This window comes from Xanthomonas sp. SS (genome assembly GCF_014236835.1).
Classification (GTDB): domain Bacteria; phylum Pseudomonadota; class Gammaproteobacteria; order Xanthomonadales; family Xanthomonadaceae; genus Xanthomonas_A.
Genome location: NZ_CP051190.1, coordinates 2,549,289 through 2,566,643, shown reverse-complemented (window position 1 = coordinate 2,566,643; position 17,355 = coordinate 2,549,289). Strand labels below are relative to the sequence as shown.

Annotated in this window: 17 protein-coding genes; 15 read left to right on the top strand and 2 right to left on the bottom strand. The window is 70.3% G+C overall.

Annotation, left to right across the window (positions count from 1 at the left end):
- Positions 1-7: 7 nt before the first annotated feature.
- On the bottom strand, positions 8-1,369 hold the full coding sequence (locus HEP74_RS10590; RefSeq protein ID WP_185816402.1) for a cytochrome C: 1,362 nt from the start codon (positions 1,367-1,369) through the stop codon (positions 8-10).
- Positions 1,370-1,428: 59 nt separating this feature from the next.
- On the bottom strand, positions 1,429-1,938 hold the full coding sequence (locus tag HEP74_RS10585; protein ID WP_185816583.1) for a cytochrome b: 510 nt from the start codon (positions 1,936-1,938) through the stop codon (positions 1,429-1,431).
- A gap of 347 nt (positions 1,939-2,285) precedes the next feature.
- Here HEP74_RS10585 and HEP74_RS10580 point away from each other — a divergent pair, with 347 nt between their 5' ends.
- From HEP74_RS10580 to HEP74_RS10510, 15 genes are all read left to right on the top strand, one after another.
- Positions 2,286-2,702 (top strand): sugar 3,4-ketoisomerase, encoded by a 417-nt coding sequence (locus tag HEP74_RS10580; protein ID WP_185816401.1) that lies wholly within the window; start codon positions 2,286-2,288, stop codon positions 2,700-2,702.
- A 4-nt stretch (positions 2,703-2,706) separates the two neighbouring features.
- Complete coding sequence (locus HEP74_RS10575) at positions 2,707-3,372, top strand: acetyltransferase (protein ID WP_185816400.1); 666 nt, start codon at positions 2,707-2,709, stop codon at positions 3,370-3,372.
- A gap of 4 nt (positions 3,373-3,376) precedes the next feature.
- The gene (locus HEP74_RS10570) at positions 3,377-4,336 is read left to right on the top strand and encodes a glycoside hydrolase family protein (protein ID WP_185816399.1); all 960 of its coding nucleotides are present in this window, start codon (positions 3,377-3,379) and stop codon (positions 4,334-4,336) included.
- Positions 4,323-5,258: a GNAT family N-acetyltransferase gene (locus tag HEP74_RS10565; protein WP_185816398.1), complete on the top strand. Its 936-nt coding sequence runs from the start codon at positions 4,323-4,325 to the stop codon at positions 5,256-5,258. The genes HEP74_RS10570 and HEP74_RS10565 overlap by 14 nt, the downstream gene beginning before the upstream one ends.
- Positions 5,255-6,370: a DegT/DnrJ/EryC1/StrS family aminotransferase gene (locus HEP74_RS10560; protein ID WP_185816397.1), complete on the top strand. Its 1,116-nt coding sequence runs from the start codon at positions 5,255-5,257 to the stop codon at positions 6,368-6,370. Before HEP74_RS10565 ends, HEP74_RS10560 begins: the two co-directional genes overlap by 4 nt.
- On the top strand, positions 6,367-7,620 hold the full coding sequence (locus tag HEP74_RS10555) for an O-antigen translocase (protein ID WP_185816396.1): 1,254 nt from the start codon (positions 6,367-6,369) through the stop codon (positions 7,618-7,620). Before HEP74_RS10560 ends, HEP74_RS10555 begins: the two co-directional genes overlap by 4 nt.
- Positions 7,620-8,561, top strand: coding sequence for a glycosyltransferase (locus tag HEP74_RS10550; RefSeq protein ID WP_185816395.1), 942 nt, complete (start codon positions 7,620-7,622; stop codon positions 8,559-8,561). The genes HEP74_RS10555 and HEP74_RS10550 overlap by 1 nt, the downstream gene beginning before the upstream one ends.
- The gene (locus tag HEP74_RS10545; RefSeq protein WP_185816394.1) at positions 8,558-9,745 is read left to right on the top strand and encodes a hypothetical protein; all 1,188 of its coding nucleotides are present in this window, start codon (positions 8,558-8,560) and stop codon (positions 9,743-9,745) included. The genes HEP74_RS10550 and HEP74_RS10545 overlap by 4 nt, the downstream gene beginning before the upstream one ends.
- The gene (locus tag HEP74_RS10540; protein ID WP_185816393.1) at positions 9,742-10,599 is read left to right on the top strand and encodes a Wzz/FepE/Etk N-terminal domain-containing protein; all 858 of its coding nucleotides are present in this window, start codon (positions 9,742-9,744) and stop codon (positions 10,597-10,599) included. The genes HEP74_RS10545 and HEP74_RS10540 overlap by 4 nt, the downstream gene beginning before the upstream one ends.
- Positions 10,600-10,736: 137 nt before the next feature.
- The gene (locus tag HEP74_RS10535) at positions 10,737-11,585 is read left to right on the top strand and encodes a class I SAM-dependent methyltransferase (RefSeq protein ID WP_185816392.1); all 849 of its coding nucleotides are present in this window, start codon (positions 10,737-10,739) and stop codon (positions 11,583-11,585) included.
- A gap of 3 nt (positions 11,586-11,588) precedes the next feature.
- Entirely contained in the window at positions 11,589-12,818 is a 1,230-nt protein-coding gene (locus HEP74_RS10530; RefSeq protein ID WP_185816391.1) for an amidohydrolase family protein, read from the top strand.
- Positions 12,815-13,513, top strand: a complete 699-nt coding sequence (locus tag HEP74_RS10525) for a class I SAM-dependent methyltransferase (RefSeq protein WP_185816390.1) — start codon at positions 12,815-12,817, stop codon at positions 13,511-13,513. Before HEP74_RS10530 ends, HEP74_RS10525 begins: the two co-directional genes overlap by 4 nt.
- Before the next feature lie 23 nt (positions 13,514-13,536).
- Positions 13,537-15,048, top strand: coding sequence for a B12-binding domain-containing radical SAM protein (locus HEP74_RS10520; RefSeq protein WP_185816389.1), 1,512 nt, complete (start codon positions 13,537-13,539; stop codon positions 15,046-15,048).
- A 27-nt stretch (positions 15,049-15,075) separates the two neighbouring features.
- Positions 15,076-16,200 carry a glycosyltransferase family 4 protein gene (locus HEP74_RS10515; protein WP_185816388.1) on the top strand — a complete coding sequence of 375 codons (1,125 nt, stop codon included), beginning with the start codon at positions 15,076-15,078 and terminating at the stop codon, positions 16,198-16,200.
- The gene (locus HEP74_RS10510) at positions 16,197-17,303 is read left to right on the top strand and encodes a glycosyltransferase family 4 protein (protein WP_185816387.1); all 1,107 of its coding nucleotides are present in this window, start codon (positions 16,197-16,199) and stop codon (positions 17,301-17,303) included. The genes HEP74_RS10515 and HEP74_RS10510 overlap by 4 nt, the downstream gene beginning before the upstream one ends.
- Positions 17,304-17,355: the final 52 nt, after the last annotated feature.

The window sequence follows — 17,355 nt, the reverse complement described above, 5'->3', positions numbered from 1 at the left end:
GGTGTGCTCAGAACGCGAGGCTCAGGGCCAGCGAGAACTGGTTCAGGTCGTGCGGGCGGGTCACCGGCAGGGCGCCGAACACGTTGCCGGTGGTGCCGTTGAACTTGCTGAAACGGAACCAGGTGGCGGACAGGCGCATATTGGCGATCGAGGTGAACGAATCGTCCTTGCCGAACGGCGCCCAGGAGGCGCTGATCAGGTTGCTGGTGGTGTCCGGGGCGGCGTACGGGCGGTAGCGGAACGCATCGTCCGAACCGGTATTGATGAAGTGCGCCAGCAGCAGGCCATAGCTCTGCTTGTAGGTGTAGCTGAGGTTGATCGACTGGTCGCGGATGCTGCCGCGGCGCAGTCCGGCCACGCTGGGATCGGCCGGGTCGATCAGCGCGCTGCCGTAGCGGCGGCGTTCGTAGATGTTGAGATAGCCGAGCTTGAGGATGTGCTCGCGGGTGCCCAGGAACTGGTAGTTCAGGTCGTAGCCCAGGTCGGTGAAGTCGTCGCGCGGGCCGGTGCTGCGCGGCAGCTGGCGATGGGTGGTCAGGGCGACCACGCCGGCCGAGAAGAACTGCTTCTTCATGTCCTTCATGTAGCTCAGGCGCAGGTAGCCGGTGTCGCTGAGCTTGCCTGGGTCGCCGCCGACCGCGTAGCCGAGGTCGTCCTGGGTGGAGACCGGCAGCGCGTTGTAGGTGCCGATCTCGCCGTACCAGTTGCGGTCGTAGACGCCGTAGACGCTGGTGCCGATCACCCGGTTGGACAGCGAGGACTGGTTGAGCAGGGTGGTGGAGCTGGCATAGGCCGAGGCCGGCCCCAGGCCGGAGGCGTTGGGCAGCACGCCGATCGGATCCTGGCTGCCCGGATTGTTGTTGACGCTGACCCCGAGCAGGGCGTCCTTGCCGCCGAGCTTGAAGGTCTTGGCGACGAAACGCAGGTCCACGTTGTCCAGCTTGGTGGTGAACTTGTCCTTGCCGTTATTGGTGCTGGAGACCTTGATGTAGCCACCGATGTTGTCGGTGACACGCCCTGCCAGATACAGATCGCCCTCGCTGAGCTGGTTGTTGGTCTTGCCGCGCACCGGCACGCTGCGGGTGCCGGTGAGCTGCGCCGAGGCCGGGATCTTGGTCCCGTTGCCGTCGCTGTCGGTGTAGCCGTTGAGCTTGAAGCGCATGCCGTACGGGGTCAGCGCCGGGCCATAGGCGCCGATGTGGCAGTCCGCGCAGGAGGAGCCGGTCTGCCGCGCGAACGCCGGCACCGCCGCGGCGCGCGGGCTGGCCAGCAGCAACAGCGAGCCGAGCGTGGACCACAGCAGGACCTGCTCGGCGCCGCGCAGCGTGCCGGCACGGAAGAAAGAAGAAGGAGACGGGGCGGTCTGCATGCGATGGGTCCTTGAGCGGGTCGGCGCGGCGGCGGACGAGGGAAGGGTGGCGGCGCGGCTCAGCCGCGGCGGAAGCGCAGCATTCGCCGCAGGGTGTCGTCGCGGCGCACGAAGTGGTGCCAGAGCGCGGCACCGATATGCAGCAGGATCAGGCCGAGCAGCGCCCAGGCGGCGTAGACGTGCCAGGCGCCGAGCGTGTCGGCCAGATCCGGATCGGGGGCGACCAGTTCCGGCAGCGTGGCGGCGAACAGGTGCACCGGCTTGCCCATGGACTGGCTCAGCGCCCAGCCCAGCACCGGCAGGGTCAGCAGCAGCGCGTACATGACCACGTGGGTAAGCCCGGCCAGCGCCCGCAGCAGCGGCGAGGCGGCATCGGGGTCGTGGCGTTTGCCCAGGCGCAGGCGCAGCGCCACACGCAGGAAAAACAGACCTAGTACGAACAGGCCGAAATGCCGATGTCCCTCCAGCAACCATTGGCGTACGGCGCGGCCTTCGACCTCTTCGCGCAGCAGGATCAGGCTCGCCGCCAGCACCAGGCACAGCACGGTGAGCCAGTGCAGCACCACCATCGGCCGCGGCAACCCTGCCGCTGCGGATGTGCGCGGCGGATGCTCCGGTGCGCCGGAGAGAGAGGTGCCGTCGTCGGCCTGCGTGGATGAAGTCATGGTGGCGTGCCCTGTCCAGGTCGTGTCGATGGAATGCGCGCTGCCGTTCGCGGCGTCGTGCGGCGCCACCCGCGGGCAGCGCAAGGCCGGCGCAGTGGTGGTCGCAGATGGGTGCCGGGCGCGCGGCAAAAGGTTGCGTCGGCGTGGCGGCGGCGTTCGCAGCGGCACTGCGCGTGGCGGGGCGCAACCTTTGCGCCGGCCGGCGGCACTCAGCCTGGTAACTCCGCGTCGGAGTCCGTGTCGGACACACTATGGCAATCGAACGAATCCAGTTGCGTACGCACGGCGACGAGCGCGGTCTGCTCGTGGCCCTGGAGCAGCAACGCGACGTGCCCTTCGACATCCGGCGCGTGTACTACCTGTTCGCGACCAAGCACGGCGTGCACCGCGGGCAGCACGCGCACCGCCATCTGAATCAATTGGCGGTGGCCCTGCATGGCTCGGTGTCGTTCCTGCTCGACGACGGCAGCGGACCGGTGCAGGTGGTGCTCGACGACCCTTCCCAGGGCCTGCTGCTCGGCAGCATGGTGTGGCGCGACCTGTACGATTTCAGTGCCGACTGCGTGCTGATGGTGCTGGCCGACCAGGCCTACGATCCGGCCGACTACATCCTCGACTACGACGATTTCCTGCGCGAAGCCGCGGGCGAACGCCGGCAGGAGGCGTAGCGCCATGGCGAAATCATTGGTCATCATCGGCGCAGGCGAAATGGCGCAGATCGCCTGCGAATACTTCAGCCACGACAGCGACTACGAGGTACTGGCCTTCAGCGCCGAGCGCGACTACATCGCCGCGCCGACGCTGGCGGAGCGGCCGGTGGTGGCGTACGAAGAGTTGGAGCGGCTGTACCCGCCGGGCGAGGTCGAGGCGTTCGTGGCGATTCCCGCCAGCGGCCTCAACCGCCTGCGCACGCGCTTCTTCCTCGACGCCAAGCGCCGCGGCTACCGCCTGGCCAGCTACGTCAGTTCGCGCGCCTTCGTCTGGCGCAATGCGCAGCTGGGCGAGAACTGCTTCGTGTTCGAAGGCAATGTGGTGCAACCGTTCACGCGCATCGGCGACAACTGCATCCTGTGGAGCGGCAACCACATCGGCCACCGCACGGTGATCCACGACCACGTGTTCGTCGCTTCGCATGCGGTGATTTCCGGCTATTGCGAGATCGGCCAGAGCAGTTTCGTCGGAGTCAATGCCACCTTCAGCGACGGGGTCAAGGTCGCCGCGGACAACGTGATCGGCGCCGGCGCGCTGGTCACCCGCGACACCGAGCCGGGCCGGGTCTACGTCGGCGCGCCGGCGCGCGCGGTGGCCGGCAAGTCCAGCTTCGACGTGACGCTCTGACGCCATGTTCGACTGGAGCAAACGCGGCCTGGCGTTCGCCACCGCACGCGACGGCGTCGGCGGCTGGATGCGGCATTCGGCGTTGACGCCGACGCCGCATCGCCTGGACGCCGAGCTGATCCGCGTCTACGCCGGCTTCCGCGACGACGCCGGGATCAGCCGCATCGGCTACGTCGACGTGCGCGGCGACGATCCGACCCGGGTGGTGCGGGTCAGCGCCGCGCCGGTGCTGGACATCGGCCGCGACGGCTGCTTCGACGACAACGGCATGATCCTCGGTGACGTGGTCGCCGCGCCGGACGGGCTGTACATGTTCTATGTCGGCTTCCAGCGCGTGGCCAAGGCCAAGTTCCTGGCCTTCACCGGATTGGCGGTGTCCAGCGACGGCGGCGAAACGTTCCAGCGCCGCCAGGACACGCCGCTGCTGGACCGCGCACCCGGGCGCAGCACCATCGCCGCGGTGCATTCGGCGCGCTACGAGGACGGCCGCTGGCGGCTGTGGTACGCGGTCGGCGACGACTGGGAGCACATCGACGGCACGCCGTTCCCGCGCTACCACATCCGCTACGCCGAGACCGACGACCTGCAGGCGATCCCGCGCCAGGACACGTTATGCCTGCAACCGCAGGGCAGCGAATACCGCATCGGCCGCCCGCGCGTGTACCGCCACCAGGGCGGTTACCTGATGTACTTCACCCGCGGTAATGTCGGCGGGGCGTATTTCCCCGGCGTGGCGCGCAGCGACGACGGCCACCACTGGCAGCGTTGCGACGAGGCCTTCGGCATGGCGCTTTCGCCCGGCGGCTGGGACGCGCGCACGCTGTGCTATCCGGCGCTGATCCGGCACCGCGACCGCGTGCTGATGTTCTACAACGGCAACGACATGGGCCGCGACGGCTTCGGCGTGGCGGTGGCGCCGCTGGCGCAGGGCGCAGGCGAGGGGAGTGGCGATGATTTCGGTTAGGCCCTATACCGCCGCCGATGCGCCGGCCTGGGACGCGTTGATCGCCGAATCCCGCAACGGCAACCTGCTGCACCGGCGCGGCTACATGGACTACCACGCCGAGCGCTTCGTCGACGCCTCGCTGCTGGTCGAACGCGGCGGTGCGCTGCTTGCGGTGTTCCCGGCCAACCTCGAGGGCGCGCGCGTGGTCAGCCATGCCGGGCTGAGCTATGCCGGGCTGCTGTCCGCGCATGGCCTGCGCGCGGCGGCCACGCTGGACGTGTTCGAACAGATCGCCGCGCACTACCGTGCCCTCGGCGTGCACGAGCTGCTGTACAAGGCGGTGCCGCACCTGTTCCATGCGTCGCCGGCGGAAGAGGATCTCTACGCCCTGCATCGGCTCGGTGCGCGGCTGCAACGCCGCGACCTGTCCTCGGCCATCGCCTTGCGCGAGCCGCTGCACTTCGCCGCAGAACGGCGGCGCTCGATCGGCAAGGCGCGCAAGGCCGGCCTGCGCGTGCAGCGCAGCGACGATCCGGCCCCGTTCCATGCGCTGCTGAGCGAGGTGCTGCAGCGCCACGGCGCCACGCCCACCCACAGCCTGCAGGAACTGCGCCTGTTGTGCGGGCGCTTCCCGGAACAACTGCTGCTGTACGAAGTGCGCGACGGCGAGAGCCTGCTGGCCGGCACGCTGCTGTACGACTTCGGCCGCGTGGTGCACACGCAGTACCTGGCCTGTTCCGAGCAGGGCCGGCGCGTGGACGCGCTCAGCCTGCTGCTGGCCGACCTGATCGAACACCGCTACGCGCAGCGCGACTACTTCAGCCTCGGCATTTCCACCGAGCAGCAGGGCCAACTGCTCAACGACGGCCTGGTCACGCAGAAGGAGCGCTTCGGCGCGCGCGGCGTGGTCCACGATTTCTACGCCTGGGACCTGCGATGAGCGTGCCGTTCCTGGACCTGCGCGCGCTCAATGCCCGCTATGCCGACGAACTGAAGGCCGCGGCGGCACGGGTGATCGACTCGGGCTGGTACGTGCTGGGCGAGGAGCTCGACGCGTTCGAGCGCGAGTTCGCCGCCTATTGCGGCACCGCGCATGCGATCGGCGTGGGCAACGGCATGGACGCGCTGACCCTGATCCTGCGCGGCTACCGCGAACTGGGCCGGCTGCGCGACGGCGACGAGGTGATCGTGCCGGGCAATACCTTCATCGCCAGCTTCCTGGCGATCAGCGAGAACCGGCTGCTGCCGGTGCCTGTGGAACCGGATCCGGTCAGCTTCAACCTGGATCCGGCCAGTGTGGAACGCGCGATCGGCCCGCGCACGCGGGCGATCATGGCGGTGCACCTGTACGGCCAACTGGCGGACATGGCGGCGCTGCGGACGCTGGCGCGGCAGCATGGCCTGCTGCTGATCGAGGACGCGGCGCAGGCGCACGGCGCGCGCCTGCACGGACGCCACGCCGGCAGTTTCGGCGACGCCGCCGGCTTCAGTTTCTTCCCCGGCAAGAACCTGGGCGCGCTCGGCGACGGTGGCGCGGTGACGACCGACGACGACGCGCTGGCCGCGCAGATCCGGATGCTGCGCAACTACGGCTCGGACATCAAGTACCGGCACCTGGTGCAAGGCGTGAACTCACGCCTGGACGAAATGCAGGCGGCGTTGCTGCGGGTCAAGCTGCACTACCTGGATGCCGACATCGCCCTGCGCCGCGATGTGGCGCGGCGCTACCGCGCAGGCATCGCGCATCCGCAGCTGCAGTTGCCGCAGGTGCCCGACGATGCGGCGCACGCCTGGCATCTGTTCGTGCTGCGCTGCGCCCGGCGCGACGCGCTGCAGCGCCATCTGCTGGCCAGCGGCATCCACTGCCTGGTGCACTATCCGGTCGCACCGCACCGGCAGCCGGCCTATGCCGGGCTGAGCGGACGCAGCCTGCCGCTGTGCGAGCAGTTGCACCGCGAGGTGCTGAGCCTGCCGATCGGGCCGACCCTGGATGCAGCCGCGGTGCAGCGGGTGATCGACGCCTGCCTGGCGTTCGAGGCCAGCGCGGCATGAACGTGCTGCGCAGCGGCCTGTACAGCGGCGTGGCCACCGCGGCCAAGCTGCTGGCCGCGTTGCTGGTGCTCAAGCTGGTCGCGGTGTATGCCGGGCCGGCCGGCGTGGCCCGGCTCGGCCAGTTCACCAGCCTGATGTCGCTGCTGGCGGTGCTCGCCGGCGGCGGCATCGGTGCCGGCATCGTCAAGTACGTGGCCGAGTACCGCGACGATGCGCAAAAACTGGCGCGGCTGCTCGGCGCGGCACTGGGCTATGCGTGCTGCGCTGCCTGCGTCATGGGGTTGGTCGCGCTGCTGTTCAGCCGCCAGATCGCGCAGCGCCTGCTCGGCGATCCGCAGTACCAGAGCCTGATCTGCGTGCTGGCCGTGGCCCAGCTCGGCATCGCCCTGGTCAACTACATCCTGGCGGTGGTCAACGGTTTCATGGACGTGCGCCGGCTGGCCTTCATCCAGGTCGCCGGCTCGGTGCTCAGCGTGCTGGTGGTGCTGTGGCTGTCGCGCTGGCTGCAGCTGTACGGCGCGCTGCTGGCGCTGGTCGCCGGGCAGGTGCTGTGGCTGTGCGCCGGCCTGCCGGCGCTGCGGCGCAGCCCGTATTTCCGCCGCGACATGTTGCGCATCCGCTTCGATGCGGAGATGACCCGGCGGCTAGCCGCGTTCTCGGTGATGACGTTGACCTCGGCGCTGCTGCCGCTGCTGGTCAACATCGGCGTGCGCGACCATCTGGCCGACACCTTCGGCTGGCAACAGGTCGGCTACTGGCAGGCGGTGAGCAAGGTCTCCGAGGCCTATCTGTTGTTCTTCACCACCGCGATCAACGTCTATTACCTGCCGAAGCTGGCGGCGCTGCGCGATCGCGCCGGGTTGCTGCTGGAGTTGCGCACGGCTTACCGCTACGTGCTGCCGGCGGTGATCGCATTGGCCGCGGCGATCTATCTGTGCCGCGACTGGATCACCCGGCTGCTGTTCGCCGCCGACTTCGCCGCCGCCGCGCCGCTGTACGCGCCGCAGCTGGTCGGCGACGTGATCAAGATCGCCTCGTTCGTGCTGTCGTACCTGATGCTGGCCAAGGCGATGACGCGGCTGTTCGTGATCTCCGAATGCGTGTTCGCGGCCAGCTATCTGGGGCTGGTCTATCTGTTCACCGCGCGCATGGGCCTGATCGGGGCGGCATACGCATTCGCGGTCAACTATGCGCTGTACCTGGCGTTCAACGTCGTGGTGGTGCGCCGCTATCTGGGAGGGTTGCGCTGATGGACGAACGCGGACTGCGCGGCGACATGCCGCTGGTGTCGGTGCTGGTGCCGGCGTTCAACCACGAACGCTTCGTGCAGCGCTGCCTGGACAGCGTGCTGGAGGATCCGTATCCGAACAAGGAACTGGTGATCGTCGACGACGGCTCCAGCGACGCCACCGCCGCGCGCATCGCCGAGTGGATCGCGCTGCACGGACAGCGCATCCCGGTGCGGTTCTGGCCGCGCGAGAACCGCGGCATCGCCGCCACGCTGAACCATCTGGTGGCGATGGCCAGCGGCGAGTTCCTGCGCCTGGGCGCCAGCGACGACTACCTGCTGCCGGGCGGCCTGGCCGCGCAGGTCGCCTACCTGCGCGCTTCGCCGGACAAGACCGCGGTGATCGGCGATGCGGTGGTGGTCGATGCGGACGGGCGCCTGCTGCACCAGAGCAGCATGCGCGACCTGCACGGCGTGGACAAACGCCTGTACCTGAGCGACGCCGGCATCCGCCGCGCGGTGATCCGGCATTGGGCGGTAAGCGGGGCGGTGGCGCTGGTGCGGCGCAGCGCGCTGCAGGCGCGCGTGGCCTGGGACGAAGAGCTGCACATCGAGGACTGGGATTTCTTCCTGCGCCTGGTCGCGCGCGACGCGCTGGGTTTCATCGACGTCGGCGTCTGCGCCTACCGGCTGCACGGCGCCAACGCCAGCAGGACCCGGCACTTGCCCAGCCGCCTGGCCAATCTGACCGAGTCGCGGCAGGTGGCGCTGCGCCGCGCGGCGCTGTTCGATGCGCCGTGCCGCACGCTGCTGCATGCGCAGGCGCACTACATCGCGGCCAAGATCGCGTTCCTGCGGCGGCAGCCGGCGGCGCTGGGCGGCCACTTGCTGGCGCATGCCTGGCTGTCGCTGCTGGCGCGCATGCGGCCGGCCGCAGCGGCGCCTCTGGCCGAGCGCGCATGAAACGCCTGCTGCGCCTGCCGTCGAGCTATTTCGGCCTGCCGCTGCTGTTCAGTTGCGCGCTGACCCTGCTCAGCTTCGATCTGCCGCCCGGCTATGCCGCCGGCATCGCCTTGCTGGCCGCCGCGGCCGCGACGACGCTGCTGCTGGATGCGCTGCACGGCATCCGCCTGCCGTCGCTGGCCGCGTTTCGCGCGCGCCGCTATGCCGGCACCCGCGAGGCCTTCGTCGCGCTGTGCCTGGCCGCACTGGTCGGCGTGTTCTGCGTGCTGGACCTGGCGCTGTTCCCGATTCCGCTGTTCACCAATCCTTCCGCGTATGCCGACCTGACACCGCTGCATTCGCACGTGCGGCACCTGTCCAACATGTGCTGGATCCTGCCGCCGATCGCGCTGCTGTGCGTACGCGACAAGGCGCTGCGCAACGCGATGATCGTCGCCGGTTTCGTGTTCCCGGTGCTGGTGATCGACCGCAACCGGATCTTCGCCGGGTTGTTCAGCTTCGCGCTGCTCCTGCTGCTGCGGCGCGATCCGGCGCGGCCGGTGCCGTGGAAGGCCATCGTGGCGTTGCTGGTCGCTGGCGGCGCGGCGTTCTCGCTGCTGGGCACGCTGCGCTCGGGCTCGCTGGATTCGGTGACGCTGCCGTTCGGCGCGCTGTACCGCGCCGCGCCGCAAGGCATCAAGTGGCTGCTGCTGTACATCGGCGCCGGCCCTTACAACTTCGGCGCGATGCTGGCCAAGGACTACGTCAACGCCAGTTTCCTGGTCAACCAGCTGGTGCCGCTGAGCGGCTCGATCGCCACCGCCGGCACCGGCATTCCGCTGGATGCGCCGAACATCAACGTCGGCACCGAATTCTTCCCGTTCCTGCTGGCCGGCGGCGCCGGCGCCGCGCTGGCCGCGATGCTGGCGCTGTACGCGGCGCTGCTGTGGAGCGTGCGCCTGCTCGGCAGCACGGTGTCGCTGTTCAACCTGCTGGTGTTCCTGCGCATCGCCTACGCCTGCCTGATGTCGCCGTTCGCGCCGCAGGCCTTCACCTGGACCAACGCCGGTTTCATCGCGCTGTGCCTGGTCCTGCACGCCTGCAGCGCGCTGTTGCCGAACCGCCGCGCGGCGCTGGCGGCAGCGCCGGGCAGGGCGGGGCAGGCGCTGTCGCCACCTTTTTCTCCGGGAAGTACCTTGCCATGAAAGAAGACGAAATCTACCTGATCGACCTGTGGCGGATCCTGCGGCGCGAGTGGAGATGGTGCGTGCTGCCGCTGCTCGCCGCGCTGGCGCTGGCGTTCGCCTTCCTGCATGTGGCCACGCGCCAGTGGCAGGCCACCGCGTGGGTGCAGGTCGGCGAATTCGGCCCGACCCCGGCCGGGCGCGATCCCAAGCTGGAGCCGTTCCAGCGCGTGATCGAGCGGATCAAGACCCGGCTGTTCCAGGACCAGGTGCTGCGCAGCCTGGGCCTGCCGTTGAACGGGCACGAGGCCGCGTTGTACCGCAGCAGCCTGAAACTGGACCCGGATCCCTACGCCAACCTGATCGAGTTGAGCCTGCGCGCCGATTCGGCGCAGCAGGCGCGCGCCCTGGCCGCGGCGACGACGGCGCAACTGCAGGCGCTGCACCGGCGCATCCAGGCCGTGCCGATGCAGCAGACGCGCGAACGCCTGCAGGACATCGGCAGCGAACTCGCCACGACCCAGGCCGAGCGCGCGCACCTGCTGCAACAGCAGGCCGAGGGCAAGGGCAGCGTCGAGCAGCAGTTGCTCGGCAACATGCTGCTGTCGGAAAAGAACGCGACCATCCGCAGCCTGAAGTCCGAGCGCGACGACCTGCTCGCCCGACTCGGCGCACGCTATACCTACGACACCTCCGCGCCGTGGGCGGCCTACGTGCCCGAACGCCCGGCATTTCCCAATCCGGTGCTGGTGCTGGCGGTGGCGCTGATGCTGGGCGCCGGGCTTGGCGTGTTCGCCGCGATCGTCCGCAACGCGCTGCGGCGCCGGCAGGCCGCACGCATGCCGCAGCCTCAGCAGGCCCTTAGCGGCGCATAAGCGCCAATACGTACGCCGCCGCTCACGGCGATTCAACCAAACCGCCCGCCACCCGCACTCACTGGCATACCGTGCGATCCGCGCTTGCGGACGGCACGGCAATCCCGACGACGACGGCAGGCGAGTGGAGAGTGGATGTGACTGCGAATGGCAAGCCCGGCGCCGCTGCGCGCGCGGCGACGATCGATCCGGCGCTGCTGCTGGAGACCCAGCGCGCCTTCGATAGCGTCGCCGCCGACTACGACGGCCCGCGCGGCAACAACGAGCTGATCCAGCGCATGCGCACCACCCTGTGGGACACGGTGGCGGCGCAGTTGCCGGTCGGCGCGCGGCTGATCGACCTGGGCTGCGGCACCGGCCTGGACGCCCACGAGTTCGCGCAGCGCGGCTATCGGGTGCTGGCCACCGACTGGTCGCCGCAGATGGTGGAGCGTACCCGGCAGCGGGCGCAGGATCCGGCGCTGCAGGGACGGCTCAGCGCGGCGCACGTCGGTATCCAGCAACTGGACCGCCTCGACGGCGAGTTCGACGGCATGTATTCCAACTTCGGCCCGCTGAACTGCGCGCCGGACCTGCCCGCGGTCGCAGCCGAATGCGCGCGCCTGCTGCGCCGCGACGGGCGCCTGGTGTTCTCGGTGATCGGACGCCTGTGTCCGTGGGAAGTGGGCCATTACGCGCTGCGCGGACGCTTCCGCCGCGCCGCGGTGCGTGGCGCGCGCGGGGTCACCGCGGTGGGCATGAACGGGCACACGATCTGGACCTGGTACTACCTGCCGCGCGAGTTCTACCGCGCCTTTTCCGCGCATTTCGAACTGGAATCCTATCGCGCGCTCAGCCTGTGCCTGCCGCCGCCGTACCTGGTCGACCACTACCGCCGCCACCCGCGCTGGGGCGAGCGCCTGGGCCGGCTGGACGACCGCATCGGCGGCTGGCCGCTGCTGCGCGACATGGGCGATCACTTCCTGATCGTGATGCGCAAGCGCTGACCGATGCGCACGCCTTCCGCCACCGCCGAGACCTGCCTGCACGGCGCGCGCCTGGCCACACCGGCCGGCGCGGTGCGCGCCTCGCTGGCGTTGCGCGGCGCACGCATCGCCGCCGCGCCGGCCACCGCGGCGTACCGGATCGCGTTGCACGGGCACCTGGTGTTTCCGGGGCTGATCAATGCGCACGAGCACCTGCAGGTCAACGCGGTGCCGCCGCTGCCGCAGACCGCGCCGTTCGCCAACAGCTACGCGTGGATCGAGGCGTTCGCTGCGCATTTCCGCGATCCCGCCGTCGCCGCCGCGCTGCAGCTGCCCAAGGCGCTGCGCCTGCGCCACGGCGCGCTGAAGAACCTGCTCGCCGGCGTCACCTGCGTCGCCCACCACGATCCGTGGCATGCCGAACTGGACGCGGCGGACTTCCCGGTCGCGCTGCTACGCGAGTTCGGTTGGAGCTACGCCTTGCACGGCCCCGACTACGGCCCGCCGCTGGCGCAGAGCTTCGCCGCGACCGCCGCCGACCGCCCGTGGATGATCCACCTGGCCGAGGGCACCGATGCGGTCGCCGCCGGCGAGCTGGCCGAACTGGACCGGCGCGGCTGCCTGGCCGCCAACAGCGTGCTGATCCACGGCGTGGGCCTCGACACCGCCGACATCGAACGCGTGCTCGCCTGCGGCGCCGCCGTGGTGTGGTGCCCGTCGAGCAACCTGGCGCTGCTGGGGCGCACGCTGGATCCACGCCGGCTGTACGCGGGCGGGCGCCTGGCGCTGGGCAGCGATTCGCGCCTGAGCGGCGCGCGCGACCTGCTTGAGGAACTGCAGGTGGCCGCCGCCAACGGCGTGGATGCCGGGCAGGCGCTGGCGCTGGCGACCACCGCCGCGGCGCGCATCCTACGCCTGCCCGGACGCGGCAGTCTCGCGGTCGGCACCGCCGCGGATCTGCTGATCGTCGGCGACCGCGGCGGCGATCCGGCGCATAGCCTGGTCGGGCTGGCGCGCAGCGAACTGCGTGCGGTGGTACGCGATGGGCAACCCCGCATCGCCGATCCCGATTTCGCCGACTGGTTCGAGGCCACCGGCGTGGCGGCGGTGCCGGTCACGCTGGACGGCGTACCGAAGCTGCTGGCCGCCGAGCTGGCCGACCCCGCGCTGCTCGCGCTCGAACCCGGGCTGGAGCTGCAGGGCGATGCGCTTCGCACGGCCGAGCCGTCCGCTCTGCAGGCGCGCCGCGCGTGAGCGCCGTGCCGATCCTGGACCCGTTCGAGGCCTATGCGCTGTGGGCGGCGAGCTATCCGGCGCACGCCCACAACCCGGTGATGCAGGCCGAGCAGCGCGCCATGCTGGCGCTGCTGCCGCCCGCGCTGCACGGCCAGCGCGTGCTCGATGCCGGCTGCGGCAGCGGACGCTATCTGCTGCATGCGCTGCAGCGCCACGCCACGCACGCCACCGGCGTGGACCTGTCGCCACAGATGCTCGGCCGCGCCGCGCGCGAACTGGATGCGGCCGGCGCCGGCAATCGCTACACGCTGCGCGAAGGCAGCCTGGACGCGCTGCCGGTGGCCGATGCCGGGGCCGACCTGAGCATCTGCGCCCTGGTCGTCGGGCATCTGCCGCAGCTGCTGCCGGCGCTGGCCGAACTGCACCGCGTCACCCGCCCAGGCGGCAGCGTGCTGTGCAGCGACGTGCATCCGATCGGCCACGCGTTGGGCTGGAAGCGCGATTTCAAGGCCGCTGGCCAGCGTTACGCGGTGCGCCATACCCAGCACCTCTACAGCCACTGGCATGCGGCCTGCGCCGCGCTCGGGCTGGCGATCGAGGCGGTGCGCGAACCGATGCTCGATCCTGCCGACATTCCCGCCGGCGCGCACTTCGATCCTGCCGCGCTGCAGGTTCCGGTGGCGCTGGTGTTCCGGCTGCGGCGCCTGCCGTGAGCCTCGCCTTGCGGTCATCTCCCATGCCTTCCACACCGAACACGCTGCTGGTCAATCCGACCATCACCTCGCGCGGCAACGCCCGCTTTCCGCTGGCGCTGCTGAACCTGGCCGCGGCGCTGGACCGCAGCGGCGACAGCCGCATCATCGACGGCAACGTCGATCGCGGCTTCATCGACAGCGCGCTGCAGGCGTTGCAGGAACAACGCTACGACGCAGTCGGCATCAGCGTCATGGGCGGACCGCAGATCGCACCGTCGATCGCGCTGTCCACCGCGATCCGCGAACGCTTCCCAGCCATGCCAATCGTCTGGGGCGGCTATTTCCCGACCCTGTACACCGACACCGCGCTGAGCGCGCCGTACGTGGACTACGCGATCCGCGCGCAGGGCGAGGACACGCTGCCGGAACTGGTTGCGGCGTTGCGCGGCGAAGGCCCAGGTCTGGCGCAGATCGATGGCCTGTCGTGGAAACAGGACGGCGCGATCGTGCACAACCGCAATCGCGGCTTCAGCCGCGGCGAGGCGGCGCCGGCGCTGCCTTACGCGAAGCTCGGCGACCCGCGCCAGTACCTGGGCCGCAGCTTCCTCGGCCGCCGCACCGCCTCGCACCAGGCCGCGCTCGGCTGCCGTTTCCGCTGCACCTTCTGCGGCGTGGCGGCGATGTTCGGCGGCGCCACCGCGCTGCCCACCGCGGCGCGGCTGGAGCGCGAGCTGCGCTATCTGAAAGAGGAACTGGGCGCCGATTCGATCCAGTTCTTCGACCACAACTTCTTCGACCGCGAGGCGGAGATGATCCCGCTGCTGGAGGTCATGGCCAAGCTGGAGATGCCGTGGTGGTGCTATGCGCGCGCCGACGCGCTGCTCAACCTGTCCGAGAGCACCTGGAAGCTGGTGCGCAAGAGCCGGCTGCGCATGGCCTACATCGGCGCCGAATCGCCGAGCGGGGCAATGCTCAAGGAAATCCGCAAGGGCACGCGCCCGGACCAGACCCTGGAGGTGGCCGAGCTGTGCCGGCGCAACGGGGTGATCCCGGAGTTGTCGTTCATGGTCGCGCCGCCGCAGGACACCGTGCACGAGACCGAGCAGACCTTCGAGTTCATTCGCGAACTCAAGCAGATCAATCCGCAGTCGGAAATCATCGTCTATGTGTACACGCCGCTGCCGGAAGCCAGCCGCCACGAGAAGGACCGCGGCAAGCGCGCATCGATGCCGTTGCGCGACCTGCGCGGCGCGCCGGTGGAGTTCCCGCGCACGCCGGAGGAGTGGACCCAGCCGCAATGGGTGGACTACGCCTGCCATGCCGACGCGCCCTGGCTCGACGACGCGCTGCGCCAGCGCATCCGCGACTTCGTCACCGTGCTGGGCTGCCGCTATCCCACCGCGCAGGACCTGCGCTCGCCGCGCTGGGCCAAGCGCGGCCTGAGCGCGATGGCAGCGTGGCGCTACCGCTACCGGCGCTACGACCGGCCGTGGGAACTGAACCTGGCCAATTGGCTGGTGCGCCTGCGCCGGCCGCAGGTCTCCGGCATCTAGGGCGTGTCGTCTTCCCGCGGAAAATCCATGCACGTCGCCCAGATCAATTTCGTCCGCACGCCGCCGGGACTGGCGCCGGCGCAGGTGTTCGCGCACTGGCCGTCGCTGGCCGACATCTCCGAAGCGGTGGCCAGCGCCGGCACCCGCGTGTCGGTGATCCAGGCCGCCGACGCATCGGAGCAGTTGCTGCGCAACGGCGTGGAATATCACTTCACCGATCCGGGCAATGCCGGCACCAGCAGCCGTGCGCGGCGCATCGCCGGCATCGTGCAGGCGATCGGCGCCGACGTGGTCCACGTGCACGGCCTGGAGTTCGCGCGCGAGGCCTGCGCGATGGCGCGGCAGCTGCCGCAGGTGCCGATCCTGCTGCAGGACCATGCCAATCGCCCGCCGCGCTGGTGGCGCCGCTCGCAGTGGCGGCAGTGGTACGCGGCCGCAGCGGGCATCGCCTTCACCTCGCTGGATCTGGCACGCTCGTTTGTGCATGCCGGGCTGTTCGCGCCGTCCACCCGGCTGTTCGCGATTCCCGAATCCAGCTGCCGCTTCACCCCCGGCGACCGGGCCCAGGCGCGGCGCGACAGCGGCCTGCATGGTGAACCCTGCGTGCTGTGGGTCGGGCACCTGAGCGCCGGCAAGGACCCGTTGACCGTGCTCGAAGGCGTGGCCCGCGCCGCCGCACGGCTGCCCGGACTGCAGCTGTTCTGCGCGTACGGCAGCGCGCCGTTGCTGGAAGCGGTCCAGCAACGCGTGCAGCAGGATCCGCGCCTGCGCGGGCGCGTGCATCTGCTCGGCAAGGTCGACCATGCGCAGGTGCAGACGCTGATGCGCGCGGCGGATCTGTTCGTGTCGGGCAGCCTGGGCGAAAGCTGTGGCTACGCGGCGCTGGAAGCCTTCGCCTGCGGCACGCTGCCGGTGCTGACCGACATCCCGTCGTTTCGCGCGCTCACCGACTGCGGCCGCGTCGGCGAACTGTGGCCGTCCGGCGATGCCGGCCTGCTCGCCGAGGCGCTGGTGCATGCCGCCGCCGAACGGCCGTCGCCAGAGCAGGTCCGCGCCCATTTCGATGCACAGCTGTCGTTCGATGCGGTGGGCCGGCGCTGGTCGCGCGCCTACGCGCAACTGCTGGAGCAAGCCGCGCGGAGCGAGGCATGAAGCTGGCGCTGGTGGTGCCCGGCGGAGTGGACCGCAGCGGCGAGTACCGGGTGATCCCGGTGCTGCTGACCCTGATCGAACGCCTGGCACGCAGCCACGAGCTGCATGTGTTCGTGCTGCACCAGGAGCCTGCGCCGGCATGCTGGGAGTTGCTCGGCGCGCACATCCACAACATCGGCGACGGCCGCACCCGCCTGCGCGCGATCGCCGCGATCCGCGCCGAGCATCGCCTGGCGCCGTTCGACCTGGTGCAATCGATCTTCTCCGGCCACTGCAGCCTGATCGCGGTGGCCGCCGCGCGCTTGCTGCGGCGGCCGAGCCTGGTGCACATCGCCGGCGGCGAACTGGTCGCGCTGCATGCCATCGGCTACGGCGGGCGGCGCAAATGGCAGGGCCGGCTGCGCGAGGCGCTGGTGCTGCGGCTGGCGAACGCGGTCACCGCGGCCAGCGCGCCGATCGTCGAGGCCCTGCAGGCGCTGGGCATCGCCGCCGAACGCGTGCCGCTGGGCGTGGACCTGCGCGCCTGGCCGCAGCGCGAGCCGCGCCGCCGCGATGGCGGCACCGCGCAGCTGCTGCACGTGGCCAGCCTCAACCGGGTCAAAGACCAGCCGACGCTGCTGCGCGCACTGGCGGCGCTGGCGCGGGCCGGGGTCGCGTTCCGGATCGACATCGTCGGCGTGGACACGCTCGACGGCGAGATGCAGCGCCTGGTCGCGCAGCTCGGGCTGTCGCAGCAGGTGCGTTTCCTCGGTTTCAAGACCCAGCGCGAACTGCGCCCGCTGGTGGAGGCCGCCGATCTGCTGGTGCTGTCGTCGCTGCACGAAGCAGGGCCGATGGTGTTGCTGGAAGCGGCGGTGGCCGGCGTGCCCACCGTCGGCACCGGGGTAGGGCACCTGCTGGAATGGGCGCCGTCGGCGGCGCTGGCGGTGCCGACCGGCGACTGGGCCGGCCTGGCCGAAGCCTTGCGCCAGGTCCTGGCCGACGACGAACTGCGCCTGCGCCTGGCCTGGTCCGCGCAATGCCGCGCGGTGCGCGAAGACGCCGAACACACCGTGCGCAGCTTCGGCGCGATATACCGCCGGCTGTGCCCGGCGCGCGCGTGAACATACGTTTTCCCTGTAGGAGCGGCTTCAGCCGCGACAGCTCTTCCGGCAA

Coding starts and splice junctions, on each gene's coding strand:
- HEP74_RS10570 (WP_185816399.1), top strand. CDS start 3,377: ATGTTCGACTGGAGCAAACGCGGCCTGGCGTTCGCCACCGCACGCGAC.
- HEP74_RS10515 (WP_185816388.1), top strand. CDS start 15,076: ATGCACGTCGCCCAGATCAATTTCGTCCGCACGCCGCCGGGACTGGCG.
- HEP74_RS10580 (WP_185816401.1), top strand. CDS start 2,286: ATGGCAATCGAACGAATCCAGTTGCGTACGCACGGCGACGAGCGCGGT.
- HEP74_RS10545 (WP_185816394.1), top strand. CDS start 8,558: ATGAAACGCCTGCTGCGCCTGCCGTCGAGCTATTTCGGCCTGCCGCTG.
- HEP74_RS10510 (WP_185816387.1), top strand. CDS start 16,197: ATGAAGCTGGCGCTGGTGGTGCCCGGCGGAGTGGACCGCAGCGGCGAG.
- HEP74_RS10575 (WP_185816400.1), top strand. CDS start 2,707: ATGGCGAAATCATTGGTCATCATCGGCGCAGGCGAAATGGCGCAGATC.
- HEP74_RS10530 (WP_185816391.1), top strand. CDS start 11,589: ATGCGCACGCCTTCCGCCACCGCCGAGACCTGCCTGCACGGCGCGCGC.
- HEP74_RS10540 (WP_185816393.1), top strand. CDS start 9,742: ATGAAAGAAGACGAAATCTACCTGATCGACCTGTGGCGGATCCTGCGG.
- HEP74_RS10550 (WP_185816395.1), top strand. CDS start 7,620: ATGGACGAACGCGGACTGCGCGGCGACATGCCGCTGGTGTCGGTGCTG.
- HEP74_RS10555 (WP_185816396.1), top strand. CDS start 6,367: ATGAACGTGCTGCGCAGCGGCCTGTACAGCGGCGTGGCCACCGCGGCC.
- HEP74_RS10565 (WP_185816398.1), top strand. CDS start 4,323: ATGATTTCGGTTAGGCCCTATACCGCCGCCGATGCGCCGGCCTGGGAC.
- HEP74_RS10590 (WP_185816402.1), bottom strand. CDS start 1,369: ATGCAGACCGCCCCGTCTCCTTCTTCTTTCTTCCGTGCCGGCACGCTG.
- HEP74_RS10520 (WP_185816389.1), top strand. CDS start 13,537: ATGCCTTCCACACCGAACACGCTGCTGGTCAATCCGACCATCACCTCG.
- HEP74_RS10560 (WP_185816397.1), top strand. CDS start 5,255: ATGAGCGTGCCGTTCCTGGACCTGCGCGCGCTCAATGCCCGCTATGCC.
- HEP74_RS10585 (WP_185816583.1), bottom strand. CDS start 1,938: ATGGTGGTGCTGCACTGGCTCACCGTGCTGTGCCTGGTGCTGGCGGCG.